Origin of the sequence: Conexibacter stalactiti, assembly GCF_033542075.1 — a bacterium.
Classification (GTDB): domain Bacteria; phylum Actinomycetota; class Thermoleophilia; order Solirubrobacterales; family Solirubrobacteraceae; genus Conexibacter; species Conexibacter stalactiti.
The window spans coordinates 26,231-43,737 of sequence record NZ_JAWSTH010000002.1 but is presented as its reverse complement, the minus strand read 5'-3'; the positions used below and the strand labels follow the sequence as shown (position 1 = coordinate 43,737).

Sequence of the window (17,507 nt, the reverse complement as noted above, 5' to 3'; positions counted from 1 at the left end):
ACCGAAGAGCCTCACCGCGGCCTCCGGGCCGCGGCCCCGTTGAAGCCAGACCGGCATGCCCGGCTGCGCGTTGGTGGCGCCTCACCGCGGCCTCCGGGCCGCGGCCCCGTTGAAGCAACCTGACGCAGCAGGTCGACGAGATCCTGGAAGTCTCACCGCGGCCTCCGGGCCGCGGCCCAGTTGAAGCCGCCGTGTCCCCGTCGCCACCAACCAGGTGCGATTCCCGGCTCACCGCGGCCTCCGGGCCGCGGCCCCGTTGAAGCAACGCCCGCCACCCGTTGATGAGCGCGTTGTCCGACCTCACCGCGGCCCTCCGGGCCGCGGCCCCGTTGAAGCACGACACGCGCGAGGACCCACTGGCCAAGGGCGCTGTACGCTCACCGCGGCCCCGTTGAAGCGAATACGGCGGCGACGCGCTGTTCGGCGGCTGGGTGACGCTCACCGCGGCCTCCGGGCCGCGGCCCCGTTGAAGCCCCTCAGGGATGAGCAGTCAGACCTCAGGCGTGCGCTCACCGCGGCCTCCGGGCCACGTCTCGGTGCCGCCTCCGCGCCAGGGCTCCGTTGGAGCTTCCACATCTCAGGAAGCGGGAGTGTCACCTCGGCCCGACGGTGCTCCGAGTTGAGCTGCTGCAGCTCCTCTCGGCCCATGGCTGGTTGCGTGCGCGACGATAGGGAACAGCTCCGGAAGGCGTAGTACGTGGCTGTTGCTGCCGACTGACCCGGCTGTGGTGGCGGGCTCGTCATCGCAGCCAGGTTTGACCATCCGGCGGGATGGCGCTTCCACTTCGACACGATGAGCCGCCGAGTTCGCCAACGCCGCCGCTGGCGTTCAGTCGCCCGGATGGCCCGCTGGTCGCCGTTGCCGGCCTGTGCGGCGGGGCGGGCACGAGCACGATCGCGCTCCTGCTCGCCGCGGCCGCGGCCGCGGAGAGCTCGGTCCCGGTCTTGCTCGTCGAGACCGGTGGGCCGACGGCGACGCTGAACGTCCTCGCCGGCGGCGGCTCCCGTCGTTCGCTCGTCGACCTGGCCCGCCAGCTCGAGAGCGGCGACCACGCGGCGGAGGAGCCCTTCGAGGTCGTCGGCGACGGACTGCGCCTGATCGCGGGCGGCGCCCAGTTCGAGCGCGAGGTTGGAGAGTCGGCGCTGGAGATGATCTTCGATGACGCGAAGGTCGCCCATGGGCTGACCGTGGTGGATTGCAGTTCGCTGACGGCGGCCGCCGACCTGGTTGCGCTCCGGCGGGCGACGCATGTCGTCTGGTCGGTGCCCGACACGGACCTTGGCGCCGCGCGGGCGGAGGCGATCTTCGAGGCACTCGAGCTGCCGGTGGTCGGGCGCGAGCTGCTGGCGGTCCGTCACGAGGCGGCCGGCGCCCCGGTGCCGGCGACGAGGTGGACGTCGCTCGCGCAGCAGCGCGACTGCGACGTCGTGCTCGTTCCGCACGTGCCCGCGATGTTCGAGTTGCCGCTGGATGAGCGACTCGCCCGGACTACCATCGCGCTTGACGCGTTCGCGGGAATGCTGCGCTGATGCCCGGCCTGCCGCCTGCCGTGCTGCGCATCGTGGTGGCCACCTACGCCGCGATCACGGCCGTCGTCCTGGCGGTGGCGGTCGGCGCGGGGGTCGCATTCGGCGACGACGTCTCCGCCTGGCGAGACGTTCCGTTCCCGAGGCTGGTCCCGAGCGTGGGCGAGGTTGGGTCGATCCTGCTGCACAACGGACGGATCCTGCTCGCCGCGATCGGAGCGGCGCTGGCCGTCAACTCGCCGTGGCTGGCTGGCGCCAGCCAGCCGGTCGAGCGCGGTTGGGGCTGGAAGGCGACGCGGGCGCTCTGCGATGTCGTCCTGGTGCTCGGCGTCGCGCGCAACCTCCTCACCGTCGGGATCGGCTTGGCCGCATATCGCGAGCGAATGTTGCTGGCGACCTTGCCGCACGGTCCTGTTGAGCTGGCGGCGTTCTCCTGCGGGCTCGCGCTCTATCTGATGGCCCGGCGCGGTCCGGTCGACCGCCGAGTCTGGCTCACGCTCGCCGCCGGCGGCGGGCTGCTCCTGGCGGTCGCCGCGCTTCTCGAAGTCTTCGTCGTCTTCTGATCATGCCGGTCCCGAACGTCAAGCTCGCGATCGGCCTCGTCTTCCTCGCGATGGCGGCCGCCGGCTTCGCTGTCGGCGTGGCGTTGCTCACGGCGCCGTCGCTGCCGGAGGCGCCGTCGACGACGACCGGCGGCGTCACGCGCACGACGCCTGCACCCGCACGACCGGGAGCGCGCGCAAGACGGCGCCCTGCGACGTCACCTCAGATGCTTCGACCCGAGGTCCCAGGGCGTTCTCACGACGACGCGGACGGACCGATCGATTGGCTCGGTGAGCGCAGCGTCGTCGAATTGCTGGGGATCGCGACGGCAGCGGGCACGTTGCTCGGCACGCTCGTGGCGATCGCGATCGTCGTGCGGACGGTGCGGCGGCGGGTTCGTAACCGGGGCGCGCGTACCTACGAGCGTTACGAGATCCGGCTTTCCGCTCACGACGAGTGCGCGCCTGAGGATCTCGAGGAGGCGGTTGAGGCGATCGTCGGCCTGGTGCGCGAGCGCGCCGACGTGCGCTGGCGCGAGGGACAGCCGTGGCTGGCCTTCGAGCTGCGTTACGACGCCGCCGGCGACGGTGAGTTGGAGTGGACGATGTGCGTCGTCTGTCAGCCGCGCGTCGTGCGGCAGCTCGACGCCGCGCTTGCCGCCGCCTATCCGGCGGTGCGGATCGGCTACGACTTCGTCGCGGACCCGCAGCCCCTCGACGGGTCTGCCTGGCGGCCGGCGTACGTCGAGCGGCTGCGGAAGCACCGCTCGTTCGTCTTCGCGCTCGGCCGCGAGCGCGCCACCAGCCGCGGCTCGTCGGGGCCGGCGGCGCCGCTGGTCGAGCTGATCGCGCAGGCGCAGGTTGCGGCGGCGCAGCCGAGCGTCGTGCGGCTGACGCTGGTGCCGACGCTGCATGCGGTCGAGCGGCTCGCCGCCTCGCTCGCGCGCGGAGAGGCGAACCGCTCCGCCCGCGCGGAGCAGTGGGGCGCGCCCGATGCCGGGCTGCGCGCGCCGCAACGGCGACGCGAGCTCGAAGAGGTCGAGCGGACCCAGAACCGCTCCCTGTGCTGGTTCGAGCTGACGATCGCCAGCGACGACGCCGAGACCTGCCGCGCCGTCACCGCGACCGTCCAGGCGCTGCGCGGCGCCAACCGGCTCCACCGCCGGATCTTCGACCTGCGGCCGAACCGGACCCGCGACCGGTTCGTCGCCAGCGAGCCGCCGCTGCTGCCCGCGACGCCGGCGGTCGGGCTCCGCGCCCTGCTCTCCAGCGCCGAGATCGCGACGCTGATCGAGCTGCCGACCGCTCGCATGCGCGGCGTCCCGGTCCGCCGGCTGATGCTGCCGCGCATCCCGGCACCGCCCGAAGCGCTGCGCGCCGCCGGCGCGCTCGACGAGCCGCCGGTCGACAACGATGCCTTCGATCCCGAGACGATCAGCCCCGAGCAGGGTGCCGGCGTCGAGGAGACGAGCTGATGCCGGCGCGGCCGCGGGAGCTGATGCCGACCGGGCGCGCCTCCAACGCCGAAGTCGTGCAGCGGCCGGCCGACCGGCCGCAGGGCACGCTGATCGTCGGCGGACAGGGGTCAGGGAAGACAAGCTTCCTGCTGCGCTCGTTCCTCAACGACGTGCGCGACCCGAACGCCGCGGTGATCATGATCGACCCCAAGAGCGAGGTCGCGCGCCGCGCGCTGGCGCTCGTGCCGCCCGACTGCGGCAAGACCGTCTGGTTCCTCGACCTCGCCTACCCGCGCTTCGGCATGTCGCCGCTGACACTGCCGGCCGAGACGATGCGCAACCCGCACCGGCTCGCCGCCGCCGTCGCCGGCGTCGCGGACAACGTCGTCAACTCGCTGCTCGACGTCAACGAGGGCCAGATCTTCCAAGCCTCGCGCGACCTGCTCTACCACGCGACGATCGGCGCGCTCGCGATCGCCAGCGCCGCCGACACCCGCCCGCGCTGGGAAGACATCTACGGCCTCCTCCTCCCCTACCGCGCCGACCTGCGCGACGCCGTCGTAGCCGCGACCGCGCACATCCCCGACCTCGACCAGACGCACGAGTTCTGGGGCCGCGAGATCCCCGACATGATCGACGGCGCCAGCTCAGTCACCCGCCAGCAGATGAAGGCGCCGCGCAACAAGGTCGGCGGCATCGTCTCCGTCCCGCCGCTGCGACGCTTCTTCAACCACCCCGTCGACATGCCGCTCAGCCGGATCATCGAGAACCGCGACATCCTGATCGTCGACGCCGCCATGGGCGGCACCGAGCAGCGGCCCGGCATCGGCGAGGAGAACTCGATCGCCTGCATGCACTTCCTCCTGCGCATGCTGCACACCCACATGCAGCACCAGATCCACGTCGACGCGCCCGCGCGCGCCCGCGTCGCGCTGCACCTCGAGGAGTGCCACTACGTCATCAACGAGCTGACCGTCGACATGCTCGCCACCCACCGCGCCGCCGGCCTCGACGTCACGCTCGCCCACCAGTTCTTCGCGCAGCTGCTCTCCGCCGAGTCCGGCGCGCGCAGCGAGAAGATCCGCAAGGGCATCCTCAACCTCTGCCAGTCGCGCTGCATCTTCCGCCTCGGCGACCCCGACGACGCCGAAGCCGCGACGCGGATCGCGATGGCCGTCTACGACTCGCTCTTCCGCAGCGATCCGGAGTCACGCGCTCGCACGCGCGCGACCCCCGAGACGTTGCTCAACCTTCTGCGCTGGTACTTCCTCGCCAGCTGGATCATCGACGGCCAGCGCGCGCCCGCCTTCATCGGCCGCACCTACCCGATCCCGACCGGCAGCCTCGGCTGGACCCGCCACCACTACCAACGACTCGTCAACCGCTGCGGCGCCTACCCGGCCGAGATGGGCTCCACCTATAAGCGGAATTCCACCACCGACAGGCGGTCCTCGACCTCCAAGCGCGACGGCCGGCGCGACCAGACTGAACAGAACCGGCAAGCCGATCGGGCGATGCCGACGTCGAGTCCGAGCCAAGACGAACCGGCTCCCGCCGAGACGCCCGAACCGCGTCCGGCGAGATCTGACTCAGCTCCGCCTCGGCGCACGGCTTCAGCGCTGCAACCGGAGTTGTGGGACTCCGACGACGCCGATGACGGCTGCGAAGCGATGGACTCTCCGGTTCTCGGACTCGTCGGCAAAACCGCCAAGGACGCCACGGCCCCGGCTCCCGACGGCCCGACACCCGAAAGCTACGCCGAGCTCGGCGTCATCGACCAGATCTCCGAGCTGCTGCCCCCGGCGAGTCCGAGAACGAGCGTCGTGCTCGATCGTCTCAGCGAGCAGCAGCTGCGCGTGCTGAAGCTGCTCGACCGCTTCGGCCTCATGACCACCTCGCAGCTGCGCCGCTCAGCGTGGCCAGCCGGGGTCGGCGAGCGCGGGGTCCAGAAAGCACTCGCCCGCCTCGAGCGCGCGGGGCTGCTGCAACGCGTCCCGACCCGCTTGCGCTCGCAGTCGAGACGATCAAGTCCGCCGCTCTGGTGCCTGACCGCCAGAGGCTTCAAGCTGGGCCAGGAGCCGCCCGACGGGCTGCCCCCGGTGATCGCCAATCGCCGACACTACCGGCCGAGCGAAGCCAGAGAAGGTGCTCGCGTTCGGCACGACCTCCACGTCGTCAACTGGATGCAGGCACTCCACAACACGATCCCTGCCTGGTGCACCGACAACTGGCGGACCTCCCGCTACCACACCGCCCGCTTCACGCCGCCGCGCGTCGGCGACGGGCGCAACCGCCGCCCGCTGCGTCCGAGCGACGTCGCGCTCGGCGCCGGCCATGGTTTCAGCAACGTCCCGCAGCAGCTCGAGGAGATCGTCGCCGACCTCGCCATCGAACTCCACGTCGTGAGCGATCCAAGCCCCCGACCTGGTCGCCGCTACGAGCTGCGCTTCGACCTCCTGCTCGAGCTCGACCTGACCGAGCGGCCCGCATACAACCGCGACAAGCTGGCCCGATACGACGCCTTCCTCACTGGCTGGAGCCTCGCCTGCCCACGCTATCGCCGGCTCGGCTCCCGGCCGATCGTCGTCTTCGCGTCGCCCTCGCCGCGCGCGACCCTCGCGCTGATGCAGGAGGCCGACAAGGCCATGACCGGCAGCGTCGGCCCGCTCGGCCGTCCTGAACACGAGTGGTATTTCGCCGGCCGCGCCCACACCTTCTTCGCCACCGAAGGCGACCTCCATCACGGTTCGCTGCGGGCGCTTCAGCTGCCGCCTCTTCCCCGCCGGCTGCGCGAGCAGCTCGGCGACGAGAGCTTCGAGGCGACGCTGGTCACTCTCCTTCCCGAGAGCGTTGCAGCGGCGGGACGCCGCTCGGTCTAGCAGCCGACATGCCGCGCCGTCGTCGTTAGCGTCGCGCCGACTCAGACAGACGCCGCACCCACCGGTCGACGACCCTGGCGATCCGCTCGACGCGCTCTTCGAGCCTCGCAAGACGCGGCTCGTACTCGCCCCGCTCGAGCCGTTGAATCGTCGCCGTTCGGATGTACTCGGCACTCGCGATCCCGAGACGCCCAGAAGTCTGCTTCAGTCGCTCCCACGTCTCGGGGTCGAAGCGCACGGTTGTCGTGTGCATGAGAGTTGGGCTCACGTCCGCCGCCGGAGTTCGGGGACCGCCTCGTCACGTCGTGCCTCGAAGAGGACGATCAGCTCGCTCAGCGGCGCTTCGAGACCCCTCGCGATCTTGAGCATGACTCGCAACGTCGGATTGATCTCGCCTCGCTCGATCGCGCCGACGTAGTTGCGATGAAGGCTCGCCTGCCGGCCGAATTGCTCCTGCGACAGGTCGCGACGTGCGCGGAACTCCTTCACGGCTCTCCCGAACACGACATGCTCGTCGGACTGCTTCTTCGCCGCCACGGCTACCACCCCACCGTGGCAACGCGAACCTGCCGCCCAAGCACCTGCCGACGGAGCACTCGGCAAGCGGCTCGGGTCGCGTAAAGACGCTCGAGCTCATCGCTATCGAGATCGACCGCAGGCTCGGCATGATGCACGACGATCATCTCGCCGACGTAGCTGGTGATCTCGGATGCCGCCGTCGCGAGTTCCTCGGGCGGCATCGTGAGCGCCGTGCCCTCCGAGCTGTTGCTGGGCGACCAGCCGAGATCATCGAGCAGTCGGAAGAGGCATTCGCGCCGCCAGCGCAATTGCCGTGCCGTTCGCCAGTCGCCTCGTCGAAATGCTGCGGCCACGACGTCGACATCGCCGAGGACGGCCACGGCCGCCTTCCGAAGCAAGTCCTGCTGAACCGCCGCGACCTCAAGCTGAGCGCCGCGATGACATGGCCCACAGCCGGTGTTGGTGCGCAGACGTCGCCGCGCACCTTGGATACGCTTTGCGCGCATGGGAGACCCACTTTCTCCTGTGCACGGGGCTCCGGGGGTGTTAGCGCACCTCCGGGCCCCACAATTTTCAGTTCAGTTCACACCATACGTTGAGTTGCCGTGTCCAACGTAACGGTTTCGTATCGGTGCCCCTCGCGGTGGCAGGGTTCACAACTTGGGCGGGTTGAACACCGTCCCGCGTCCGGGTATCGGTTTGTGGCGGTGCGGGAGCTGGCGTAGCGCGCTGGGTCGGGTACGGTGCAAATCGGGCTCCCGACCCATCTGCGTGCGAGGCGGCGTTGCGGGCTTGCGGCCGTCGGCCAAAAGCGCCGACCCGAGCCGCTAACGCTGCGCCACGCAATGTCACCGCCCCGGGCGCGTTCAACGCGGCGGCGGGATGGTGAAGGTGGCGCTGGCGACTGGCTTGGTGACGATGCGGAGGCGTCTGCCCTTGAACCGCTGCGTGAAGAGGACGGTCAGGCGGTACCGGCCCTCGCACCAGACGCCGCGCTTGAGGTTGAGCGGGAGGATCGGGAGCGAGTAGGTGGTGCCGGCGACCATCAGGTAGCTGGAGATCGCGTCGATGCTGGTGTCTTCGGTCCGCAGCGAGGCGCAGTCGCGCCCGGCCGGCCCGTGGAGCCGGTAGGCGTAGCCCTCGGTGGCGGTGGTGACGGTAATCGGCAGCTTCACGCGGGCCGCGATGCGGCTGTTGCTGGCCGTGCCCGGCCGCTGGATGATGCGGATCGGCGCGTGCAGGCTGCGGGCTCTGCGAGCGCGTCTGGATGCTCTGGTCTCAGCTGCGGGCCGGGGGCCGCCGGGGATGTAGATGGTGGTAGCGCATCTGCCGCTGGGCGTGCCGCGGGCGCTCAGGTCGGGACGCGCGTCGGGCCCGCAGGTGGTGGCCTGCACGCGTATCGACGGGGTCGTGGCGTCGGTGAAGAGGCCGGGGCGAACGGCGAGGAAGACGCCGTCGTTGGCCTGTTGGAGCGGCTTCCAGCGTCCGTCGGGTGGGTCGCTGATCGAGGCGTTGAGGATGCCGCGGCCGAGCGAGATTCCGATGATCGTGCGGAAGGCGGCTCTGAGGTCGCAGCTGGCAGTCGCGGGGCTGCACTGGCTGCCGAGGATCGTCGGGGTCGCCGCCAGCACGTCGCCGCTGGCGCGCTCACCGAAGCGAGCGGCGATACCGCCGCAGCTGACCTGGGGACTGCCGCCGGGGGTGATCGGCCGGAACTCGCCCGTGGTGGTGAGCATGCCGAGCTGCCCGGCCTGCAGGCGCCCGAACTCGGTGCAGAGCAGCTGCGTGCGCGGGTTGTACTTGTCACGGGCGAGATAGGTCGCCATTCCCCACGGCAGGCCGCCAGCGGGATCGTCGACGCGCAGCGGGATGACCTTGTAGGTGCCGCGCTCGATCGTGGCGAATCTGTTCGGCTGATCGATCGGCGCTCCGATCGGTACTGGTGTCTCCCCGGCTGCGGCACCTGCTACGGCACCGGCGGCCGCCAGCGTGGCGATCGCCGCCACCGTCCCCTGAAAACGTCTCATCAACTGTCTCCCATCCGTGTTGCCCCGTGATTCAGCGTAGCGCCAGACCGACGTGTGGAGCGGCGGCAGGCAAGCCCGCCGCCGCTCCGCGTGCTGGGTCTGCTCAGGCGCCGCTCAGCAGGCGAGGTCCTCGGGGATCACACCGAGCGAGAGCACCGCCCCGTGGCCACCCACGTGCTGCAACCGTTCGGCCGCGGCCGCGTCGTTTGTGGAGAGCTGAAGACGGAAGGTGTTGCTCGTCACCGCCGCGGTGCCGACCGGCGCGCCCTCGGCCGTCTGCACCTCGACGCTGCTGACGCCGTCAGGCGCAACGCCGTAGAGCACGACCGACGCGTCCGGCTGGTCGGGGCCGCAGATCGACGCGGCCAGCAGCTCGCCGTTGATGGTTCGCTCGTAGTCCTGGCACGTGATCTCGCCGCCGACCTGCGCCGCGTCGAGGCAGATCCCCTTGGTCGTCGAGCGCAGCGAGATCTGGTCGCTGGGCAACGCGAGCGTCGCGACGCGGCCCGCGGTCGGCTCCTCGCGCAGGACGCCGAGCCGCGCACGCGCAGCAGCGGGCGCGTCCTCCGCGGCGATCGTCGTGCCGGTGACCTCGGCGAGGCTGCTGCTCGACGATCTTGCCTGACGCGCGAAGCCCCAGTAGATGTCGCCGCCGCCGAGAATCGTGTGTGTGTATCCGGAGTTGTTCCCGACGAAGTTCTCCTCGTAGTGGCCGAGCCCCGACCACCCGTCGGAGTGGTAGCCGACCGCGATGTTGTTCCCACACGTGCGCGAGAGCTGGTGGGCGTACGGAGGCACCGCCGTCTCCTTCTGGCAGACCGACACCGTCCCAGCGCCTATATACTGAGCTATGTTGTTCGTGAATCTGCCGACACCCGAGCTGCTCGCGCACTGGCTCATCGGCGCCACAGCGATGTTGCAGTAGTAGCCCGCCGACGCGGTACCCGACGCCGCAGCGAGGCAGCCGACGACCAGCAGTGCGCCCACGGCCCCAACCAGCCAGCGGCGCGCTTGACCAAGCGGTCTCATATCTCTCCTTCGGGGGATTTGACACGACCGGAGCTGGCCAAGCTCCGTTCAATTAGAAGTGCCGGCGACACGAACAGTGCCAGATCTGGAGCGACGACGCTCGACTAATCAGCTCTTTGTAAGGAACCTGACGAGCGCAAGCGTGAGCTGTCACAGGACCACTGCAGCCCACTGCTGAGCAGAGGCGAGCGCGATCGCCAGCGCTGACGGGCTTCGTGATTCACTTCAGTGCACTCACCGGTAAAGAAAACACGTGTATCACACGTAAAGCGCCTAATCGACCCCTCACACCTGACGAGCGGACAAACGGACGGACATCCGATCTGGCGCCGGTAGGCCAGCCGGCGGCGAGATCGAGACAGCAGAGATTCGCGCGGTCGAGTTGGTCGGCGGGCCGCCGCGCGCCGGCGTCAGCGGACGCGGGGGCAGCGAATCGCGACGCTAATGCGGTCGCTGAGGCCGTCGGCGAAGGTGAGCGTCGTCTGCACGCGGAATCCGCCGCGGGGGCAGCGTGAGGGGATCTGGACACCCTCGGGCCGGTAGCGGCGGCCTGTCACGGGGTCGCGGTAGACGATCGTGCTGGCGCCGATCGAGAGGTCGACATCGGCGAGTGTGATCTCGGCGCCCCATCTCGGCGGCAGGGGCGGCAACGCGAGTTGGAGCGTGCCGCCCCACGGAGGCCGGGCGGGAATCAGCTCGCCGGCGTAGACCAGGCGCGCGCCGATCGGGTTGAGGCCGTCGACCTGCGCGTCGATCTGGAGGCGGTCGTCGACGATTGCGCCAGCGTAGATGGCGATCGTCGCGTTCTCCGGAATCGGCGTGGCCTCCGGGTCGAGGCGGATCTCGCCGCGGACGGTGCCGGTCGCCATGAGCGAGTTGACCGGACAGCCCGAGCGTCCGATCGGGTCGCCGGGCAGGACGATCGCGTCGTAGGCGGCAGCGGGCCGGCGGCAGGCGTCGATGCCGAGCCCGCTGGTGGTGACGCCGAGATGAGCGTCGTAGCGGATCTGGACGCTGCGCAGTGCCGCGCGGCGCTGGCGCGTATCGACGCTCATGCCGACACGGAGCGCGGAGCCGCCGCCGAGTCTCGCGGTTCTGTCGAGCGCGGCCGTGACACGGACCGCGGGGCGCGCCGCCACGTGGACGGCGGCGATCGCCGTGCAGCCCACTGCGGCGGTGAGGGCCAGCGCGGCGACGCGGGCGGAGCTGCGCACGGGCTAGTAGGTGAGGCGGATGTCGGTGACGGTGACGGTCGCGATCATCGTGCGGCGGTTGATCGTCGCGGTGACGGGGCCGGCGCCGACGGCGTCGTCGTAGGTGCCGGTGCCGCTGCGGACGGCCATGTTGCCCTTCAGGGTGTCGGTGCCGCGGGCGCGAGAGACGATGTTGGCGGCGACGTTGATCGTCAGCGACCCGCCACCGCGAGGGTAGAGCTTGACGGTGCCTCCGACGCCGAGTCCGACGGCCTTGACGTCGGCAGTGACACGGCCTGGCAGCGTGCCGGTCGCAGTACCTCTGCCGGTCAGCGTAGTGCCGTCCTGCTCGATCCTAAGGGTCGCCTTCTCGGCGACGGTGATCGTCTTCGCGCTCGCAGCGGGTGCGAGCGTCGCGGCGCTCATCGCCGCAAGCAGGACGAGCGTCAACAGCGTGCGTGGCATCGGTGTTCCCCTTTCTCGACTGGGTGCCGCCCCTGCGGGCGAACGGTAGCGGGATCAGTGTCAGCGGGTGCCGTATCTGTCGGAGCGGCGGGCAGCGTTGCTGGTCGCGGGCAGGCGGAGGTCGGCGTGGCTCTTGCCGGGCGCGCGCAGCTCCGAGTATCCGATGGTGTGCACGGCGCCCCGTATGAGTGGGCGTTTTGGGTTGCGGGCCGCGCGGGCGTGCGCGTCCTCTTCGAGCGCATCGCAGGTCTCGTCGAAGTCGCGCAGCGCTCGACGAATCGCTCGCCAGGCATCGAGATCGAGCTGCCGCGTGAAAGGGAGGTAGTGCATCTCTCCCGGCCGCCGGCGGCGCGCGGTCGGACCGTCAGTCATAGATGCCCACCCCGGGGCCCGGCAGGTGCGCGTGAACTGACGCAGGGACGGCGTGATGTGCGCTGCTGGAAGCGGCAGGCGATCGACTGCTGCACACGAGCGGGGTGGTCGCAGTCATCGCGCCGGCGGCTGGGTGACCAGGCGCCAGCTCACTACCGATCGCAGCAGTGACCTTCGAAGCTCGCACACGATCCAGAGCTGGTGGCGGGAGACGAGTGTCGCGATGGCCCACCAGCTGCTGCCGATCGAGGGCCGGTCGTCGAGCGTCTGCCGGATTCCAGAGACGTCGTAGCCACTGCGGCGCAGCGCGAGCGCAAGCTGTTCGCGCACGATCTGCTCAATCGAGAGGCGTTCTCCCAGCACAGCGTCGCTGCGTCGGCTTGCCGGGATGACGATCACGCCACGATCGGAGTGCTGGCGGGTGCTCCTCAGCACGCGGTGGGAGCGGACGCGGGGGCCTTCCCCGCCGACGGCCTTCCGATGGGGGAAACCGGGGACCGCCGGCGGAGCTGTGAGCTGCGTGGGGAAAGGCAGGCGCTCGCCCAGCACGCGGCGGGAACGTAGCGCGCAGGGCGAGCACCCGGTGCGGCGGCCGTCTCCGTCCTCCGGAGGGGTACCGGAGGAGAGACAGCGGCGTGCCGGACGACACGAAGGCCCTCCTTCGACCGCCGGCCGGACCACGTCCCGGGGAATCGCAACCCGGGATGCGCCGCGACGAGCCGCACGTACCGCTGGGGGGAGCGGCCAACCATCGTTTCGTTGGTCGTGTTGCAGCGGCTCGTCATGGCAGGAAAGCTCGCACCCGAACACGCCGAAAACTAGTCCCATTCGGAATTCCCATTGGGAACAGTGAGAGCGCAATCCCAATGGTGGCGGGCGGTTTCCCGGTTGCAATCGCTCGATCGGTGACATAGGTTTGCGGCGGTAAGGGGCAGCTTTTCAGGGGAACGGAGAGGGCGTGGCTGGGGCGCAACGAAAACGGGACCGCAGTGAGGCATCGATGGTGCGCGCGGCAGTGCTGGCCAGCGTAATCGAGGAGCCGGGGCACGCCTACGGCGTGGGGTCGGCGATGACGGTCAGATTCGGTGGTGTCATCGGTGCCAAGGCGCGGCACGTGTATCCGGTGCTGAGAGCGCTCGCTGACGAAGGGCTCGTCGAGGCCACCCGGCCGTTGCCGGGGACGAGATCCGGTGGAACGGCCGTCGGTGGCTGGTACCGCGCGACCGCGGCGGGCGTCGAGCGCTGGCGCGAATGGCTCGCCTCGCCGCTGGATGGTGCGCGTGCGGCAGTTGACGCGAAGGTGCGCCTCCTGGCCGCTCGCCCTGACGATCTAGCGTCGGCTGAGGGAATACTCGACGCGTACGCCGAGCATCTGCGTCAGGCCGCCAGCGATCTGCCGGAGCTGGGCGAGAACGTGTCGCTGCAGCGGCGGCTGACGACGGACTTCGACGCGCGGTTGATCGACGCGCAGCTGGACTGGATCAGTGACGCGCGCAGCCGGCTGCGCCGGGAGGCGGCGCGGCGACGGTGAGCCTGCTGACGCTCAATGGCGTCTGTGTCCGTCGCGGCCGCCGCGAGCTGCTGAGCGACGCCTCCTTGCAGGTCGAGGAGCAGGACCTTGTCGTGATACGAGCGGGCCGCAGATCCGGCAAGTCGACGTTGCTGCAGGTCGCTGCGGGCCTGATCGAGCCGGACGCCGGCTCGATCCGCTTCGCGGGCTTCCCAAGCGTCGATGAAGCGCGCGGCCGCAGTGACGGGCTGGCGCTGGTGCGTACCGAGTTCTCGCGGGCGATGGGCTCGACGATCCTCGATCAGGTCGCCCATCCGCGGACCGCGTTCGTAAGCCCGCGGCGGGCGGAGGAAGAAGCGTTCGCGTTGCTCAGACGCGTCGATGGCGTCAAGCTCGCCGGCGAACCTGGCCGCGGGCAAACGCTCGACCACGGCGAGCGGATGCGGGTCGGGATTGCGCGGGCGCTCATGTGCCGTCCCCGGCTGCTGCTGGTCGACGAGCCGACGGTCGGGCTCAACGGTGAGGAGCGCGATGACATCGTCGCGCTGCTGCGATCGCTCGCGCGCGAGGACGGGATCGCCGTGCTCGCGACAACTGACTCCGTCAGCGGGTTCGGTCGATGGCGGCACCTCACGCTCGAGGACGGCGTCGTGCACGGCCCCGGCCCGCAGGCTCCAGCGAGAGTCGTGCCGTTCCCCGGCGAGCAACGCCGATGACGCTGCGACTGTACGACGTCGGCCACGACCTCCGTGACGGTGACGGCATCGTGCACGCCCTCAACGACGTCACCTTGACTGTCCGACGCGGCGAGCTTGTGGCGCTGCTCGGTCCAAGCGGGGCGGGCAAGAGCACCATCCTGTGGCTGGCCAGCGGCATCGAGGCGCCGACCCGCGGGACTGTCAGCTGGGACGGCCGAGACCTCGCGGCCCTGAGCCGTCGCGAGCGAGAGCTGTTCCGGCGCGAGACGCTCGGGATGCTCTTCCAGGATCCGCCGCTTCAGCGCGGCGTCGATGCCGTTGGTAACGTCGAGTCCCGCCTGGTCGGCAACGGCGCCCGTCCCTCGCACGCGCGACGCGCCGCCAAACAGGTGCTCGTCGAGCTGGGCCTTGGCGCACGGCTGCACCACCCGCCGCAGAAGCTCTCCGGAGGCGAGCGGCGCCGAGTCGCGCTTTCGCGCGCGCTGGTCAACTCGCCTGACCTCCTGCTCGCCGACGAGCCGACCGCGAACCTCGATACCGAGCACGGCGCGCTGGTGCTCGATCGCCTGCGGCAGGAAGCTCACGAGCACCGTCGTGCGGTGCTGATGGTCACCCACGATCCCGCGGCCGCGGCGATCGCCGACCGCTGCCTGACGCTCACCGACGGCCGGCTGCAGACGACCGCGGTCGCGGCTGCCCGACCGGAGCGCGGCGCGCGATGATGCGCCCCGACTCGCTGCTGCGCTACCTGCGATGGCGGCTGACCGGCTTCTGGCCGCACGACCTGCTCGCCGGCGCCGGCATCGCCGCGGGCGTCGCGCTCATCTTCGCCGTGATCGTCAGCAACAGCTCGATCACCGCCGGCGCGCGCGAGATCCTGACCGGAATCGCCGGCGACTCACAGCTGCAGATGACCGCCCGCACCACCGACGGCGTCGACGAGCGCATCGTCGCAGCCGTCCGAGAGACGCCCGGCGTCGCGACTGCTGCACCGCTGCTCGAACAGCGCGTGACACTCGCGCACGGCGACCGCCGCGTCGGCGTCGAGCTGGTCGGAATGGATCGCTCGCTCGGCAACCTGAACGGGATCGCCTCCACGCCACTGCTGGTTGGGCTGATCTCGCTTCCCCAGCTGCTCCTCCCAAGCGTCGTCGCAGAGCAGCTCGACCTTCCCGCGGGCGCGAGCGCGCGCGACAGTCGACTCGTCGTCGAAGCGCGCGGCCTCGCGTGGCCAACGACCGTCAGCGACGTGGTCGGCGAAGCCGTCATCGGCCCGTTGGCCGCCGGCAACATTGCCGGCGCTCCGCTGGACCGCGCGCAAATCTGGGCCGGCCTGCCAGGACGCGTCACGCGCGTCCTGGTCAAGACCGCGCCCGGCCAGGAAGAGGCCGTACGCCAGCGGCTGCAGCAGCTCGCCGGCGAGACAATGGACATCGGCACCCTCGACGACGAACTGGCACTGCTGCGTCAGGCGAGCCTGCCCAACGACCAGGCAACGAGCCTCTTCGCCGGGATCGGCGTGCTCGTCGGCCTGCTGCTCGCCTACACCGCGGTGCTGCTGACGATCCCTGAACGGCGCCGCCTGGTCGCCGACTGCATCACCGACGGCACCCCTCGCGGGAAGATCGCGCAGATCGTCCTGTTCCCGTCGCTGGTGCTCGGACTGATCGCCGGCGCTGCCGGCATCGCGCTCGGGCTGCTGCTGCTGCACACCTCAGCACACGAGCCACCCGGCTACCTCGCCTTCGCATGGCCCCTGGGCCGCGGCCAGCACGTCACGTCGACGACCGTGATCGGGGCGCTGCTGGCCGGCGTCGCGCTGAGCTTGATCGCCGGCGCCCAGCCGCTGCTGGACCTGCGCCGCAGCGCGGTGCGCCTCCACGATGCTGACGAGGAGCCTGGCCAGACGATCGAGCCCGCAACCCGCCGCCGCGCGGCTGTCGTCTCCGCGGTCCTGATCGCGCTCTGCCTCGCGCTCGCCCAAACCGCGCCTCAGCTCACGATCCTCGCCGTCGCCGGCCTCGTCACCGCTGCGCTGCTCGCGCTCCCGGCCCTCTTCGCGCTCACGCTAACGATCATCGCGCGCTGGCCGCGGCGCGATCGGCCAAGCGCCGCCGCCGAAGCCGTGCGCGAGTTGCGCGTCACCTCGCTGCGTTCACTCGCACTCGCCGCGACCGCCGCGGTCGCGATCTTCGGCGTGACCGCGATGGAGGGCGCGCACCGCAACCTGCTGCACGGCCTGTTCGAGGACTACCGCGAGTTCATCTCCTCCAGCCCCGTGTGGATCACGCAGCACGGCGACGACCTCGCCGTACAGCCGATCAACGTCAACCCCGCCCAGCTCGCCGACGTCGACGGCGTCGCCGCTGTGCGGACCTACCAAGGCGGCTTCGCGGACCTCGGCGACCGCCGCGTCTGGGTCCAAGCGCGCGATCCCAGAGACAGCGTCCTGATCCCGCCCAGCCAACTGCTCGAGGGCGACCTGAAGACCGCCAGCGACCAGCTGCGCGCCGGCGGCTGGGTCACCGTCTCACGCCACGTCGCCGACCAGGAGCACGTCGGCCTCGGCGACAGCATCTCCCTGCCGACACCTAGCGGCTCTCGCAGCTGGCGAGTCGCCGCCATCACCACGAACCTCGGCTGGGGGCCGGGCGCGATCATCCTCAACCAGCGCGACTACCAGCGCGCCTGGAAGACCAGCACCCCGACCGCGATCGAGGTCGACCCTGAGCCCGGCGTCGCCCCGCAGCAGGTCGTCGACGCGATCAAGCGCGAGCTGGGCGCCACCGCCGCCGCCGCGCTGCGCGTCCAGACCAGCCAGCAACGCGCCGACGACGCCAACGCCGTCGCGCGCGCTGGCCTGCAGCGCCTGAGCCAGATCGCGCTGATCCTGCTGGCCGCCGCCGCGCTCGCGCTCGCCGCCGCGCTCAGCACCACGATCTGGCAGCGACGCCGCACCTGGGCAGTCCGTCGCTTCGAGGCCTTCCGACCGACCTTCGCACTTCGGATCGTGCTCATCGAAGCGACGGTGATCCTCGGCGTCGGCTGCGTCGCCGGCGCGCTCGCCGGCACCTACGGCCACTGGCTGCTCGGCCGCTGGCTCCAACTGACGACCGGATACCCCGCGCCCTTCAGCCTCTCGATACCGTCCACGGTCGGCACGTGCGCGGCACTGATCCTCGTCGCGCTCGTGCTGACCGCGATCCCGGCCGAACGCGCAATCCGCCCGCCAGCCCGGCTCGCCGTCAACCCGCACACGTAAACGGCACGAGCGCCACCGCAGCGCTCG

16 protein-coding genes and 1 CRISPR repeat array (1 of these 17 cut by a window edge) are annotated in these 17,507 nt (G+C 70.7%); of the genes, 8 read left to right on the top strand and 8 right to left on the bottom strand.

Features of this window, described 5'->3' with window-relative positions; all coding sequences use genetic code 11:
- Positions 1 to 263: a CRISPR direct-repeat array (repeat unit 36 nt; unit sequence CTCACCGCGGCCTCCGGGCCGCGGCCCCGTTGAAGC); it reaches 712 nt to the left of the window's first position.
- Positions 264 to 771: 508 nt separating this feature from the next.
- The 4 genes from R7226_RS01460 to R7226_RS01445 are packed head-to-tail and all read left to right on the top strand — an operon-like array spanning position 772 to position 6,405.
- Positions 772 to 1,530, top strand: coding sequence for a hypothetical protein (locus tag R7226_RS01460; RefSeq protein WP_318595245.1), 759 nt, complete (start codon positions 772 to 774; stop codon positions 1,528 to 1,530).
- Complete coding sequence (locus R7226_RS01455; protein ID WP_318595244.1) at positions 1,530 to 2,090, top strand: hypothetical protein; 561 nt, start codon at positions 1,530 to 1,532, stop codon at positions 2,088 to 2,090. Before R7226_RS01460 ends, R7226_RS01455 begins: the two co-directional genes overlap by 1 nt.
- A 2-nt stretch (positions 2,091 to 2,092) precedes the next feature.
- Complete coding sequence (locus tag R7226_RS01450; RefSeq protein ID WP_318595243.1) at positions 2,093 to 3,544, top strand: hypothetical protein; 1,452 nt, start codon at positions 2,093 to 2,095, stop codon at positions 3,542 to 3,544.
- Positions 3,544 to 6,405, top strand: a complete 2,862-nt coding sequence (locus R7226_RS01445) for a replication-relaxation family protein (protein ID WP_318595242.1) — start codon at positions 3,544 to 3,546, stop codon at positions 6,403 to 6,405. The genes R7226_RS01450 and R7226_RS01445 overlap by 1 nt, the downstream gene beginning before the upstream one ends.
- Positions 6,406 to 6,430: 25 nt before the next feature.
- On the opposite strand, the gene R7226_RS31640 is transcribed toward R7226_RS01445, so the two are convergent.
- From R7226_RS31640 to R7226_RS01410, 8 genes are all read right to left on the bottom strand, one after another.
- Entirely contained in the window at positions 6,431 to 6,658 is a 228-nt protein-coding gene (locus R7226_RS31640; RefSeq protein ID WP_404827736.1) for a ribbon-helix-helix domain-containing protein, read from the bottom strand.
- A gap of 11 nt (positions 6,659 to 6,669) precedes the next feature.
- Entirely contained in the window at positions 6,670 to 6,942 is a 273-nt protein-coding gene (locus R7226_RS01440) for a helix-turn-helix transcriptional regulator (RefSeq protein WP_318595241.1), read from the bottom strand.
- A gap of 2 nt (positions 6,943 to 6,944) precedes the next feature.
- Positions 6,945 to 7,304, bottom strand: a complete 360-nt coding sequence (locus tag R7226_RS01435) for a hypothetical protein (protein WP_318595240.1) — start codon at positions 7,302 to 7,304, stop codon at positions 6,945 to 6,947.
- A 486-nt stretch (positions 7,305 to 7,790) separates the two neighbouring features.
- Positions 7,791 to 8,951 (bottom strand): hypothetical protein, encoded by a 1,161-nt coding sequence (locus tag R7226_RS01430; RefSeq protein WP_318595239.1) that lies wholly within the window; start codon positions 8,949 to 8,951, stop codon positions 7,791 to 7,793.
- A 114-nt stretch (positions 8,952 to 9,065) separates the two neighbouring features.
- Positions 9,066 to 9,749, bottom strand: coding sequence for a hypothetical protein (locus tag R7226_RS01425; RefSeq protein WP_318595238.1), 684 nt, complete (start codon positions 9,747 to 9,749; stop codon positions 9,066 to 9,068).
- Between the two features lie 641 nt (positions 9,750 to 10,390).
- Positions 10,391 to 11,194: a hypothetical protein gene (locus tag R7226_RS01420; RefSeq protein WP_318595237.1), complete on the bottom strand. Its 804-nt coding sequence runs from the start codon at positions 11,192 to 11,194 to the stop codon at positions 10,391 to 10,393.
- Positions 11,195 to 11,197: 3 nt separating this feature from the next.
- A complete protein-coding gene (locus R7226_RS01415; RefSeq protein ID WP_318595236.1) occupies positions 11,198 to 11,638 on the bottom strand; it encodes an autotransporter in 441 nt (146 codons plus the stop codon).
- A 486-nt stretch (positions 11,639 to 12,124) separates the two neighbouring features.
- Positions 12,125 to 12,409 (bottom strand): hypothetical protein, encoded by a 285-nt coding sequence (locus R7226_RS01410; RefSeq protein ID WP_318595235.1) that lies wholly within the window; start codon positions 12,407 to 12,409, stop codon positions 12,125 to 12,127.
- 601 nt (positions 12,410 to 13,010) lie between these two features.
- Here R7226_RS01410 and R7226_RS01405 point away from each other — a divergent pair.
- The 4 genes from R7226_RS01405 to R7226_RS01390 are packed head-to-tail and all read left to right on the top strand — an operon-like array spanning position 13,011 to position 17,480.
- Positions 13,011 to 13,541, top strand: a complete 531-nt coding sequence (locus R7226_RS01405; RefSeq protein ID WP_318595234.1) for a PadR family transcriptional regulator — start codon at positions 13,011 to 13,013, stop codon at positions 13,539 to 13,541.
- Positions 13,538 to 14,236, top strand: a complete 699-nt coding sequence (locus R7226_RS01400) for an ATP-binding cassette domain-containing protein (RefSeq protein WP_318595233.1) — start codon at positions 13,538 to 13,540, stop codon at positions 14,234 to 14,236. The genes R7226_RS01405 and R7226_RS01400 overlap by 4 nt, the downstream gene beginning before the upstream one ends.
- 50 nt (positions 14,237 to 14,286) lie before the next feature.
- Positions 14,287 to 14,940: an ABC transporter ATP-binding protein gene (locus R7226_RS01395; protein ID WP_318595232.1), complete on the top strand. Its 654-nt coding sequence runs from the start codon at positions 14,287 to 14,289 to the stop codon at positions 14,938 to 14,940.
- On the top strand, positions 14,940 to 17,480 hold the full coding sequence (locus R7226_RS01390) for an ABC transporter permease (RefSeq protein ID WP_318595231.1): 2,541 nt from the start codon (positions 14,940 to 14,942) through the stop codon (positions 17,478 to 17,480). The genes R7226_RS01395 and R7226_RS01390 overlap by 1 nt, the downstream gene beginning before the upstream one ends.
- Positions 17,481 to 17,507: the final 27 nt, after the last annotated feature.

What these genes read in the sequence shown, in the direction of transcription:
- R7226_RS01460 (WP_318595245.1), top strand. Translation starts at nt 772, where the DNA reads ATGGCGCTTCCACTTCGACACGATGAGCCGCCGAGTTCGCCAACGCCG.
- R7226_RS01455 (WP_318595244.1), top strand. Translation starts at nt 1,530, where the DNA reads ATGCCCGGCCTGCCGCCTGCCGTGCTGCGCATCGTGGTGGCCACCTAC.
- R7226_RS01450 (WP_318595243.1), top strand. Translation starts at nt 2,093, where the DNA reads ATGCCGGTCCCGAACGTCAAGCTCGCGATCGGCCTCGTCTTCCTCGCG.
- R7226_RS01445 (WP_318595242.1), top strand. Translation starts at nt 3,544, where the DNA reads ATGCCGGCGCGGCCGCGGGAGCTGATGCCGACCGGGCGCGCCTCCAAC.
- R7226_RS31640 (WP_404827736.1), bottom strand. Translation starts at nt 6,658, where the DNA reads ATGCACACGACAACCGTGCGCTTCGACCCCGAGACGTGGGAGCGACTG.
- R7226_RS01430 (WP_318595239.1), bottom strand. Translation starts at nt 8,951, where the DNA reads ATGAGACGTTTTCAGGGGACGGTGGCGGCGATCGCCACGCTGGCGGCC.
- R7226_RS01415 (WP_318595236.1), bottom strand. Translation starts at nt 11,638, where the DNA reads ATGCCACGCACGCTGTTGACGCTCGTCCTGCTTGCGGCGATGAGCGCC.
- R7226_RS01405 (WP_318595234.1), top strand. Translation starts at nt 13,011, where the DNA reads ATGGTGCGCGCGGCAGTGCTGGCCAGCGTAATCGAGGAGCCGGGGCAC.
- R7226_RS01390 (WP_318595231.1), top strand. Translation starts at nt 14,940, where the DNA reads ATGCGCCCCGACTCGCTGCTGCGCTACCTGCGATGGCGGCTGACCGGC.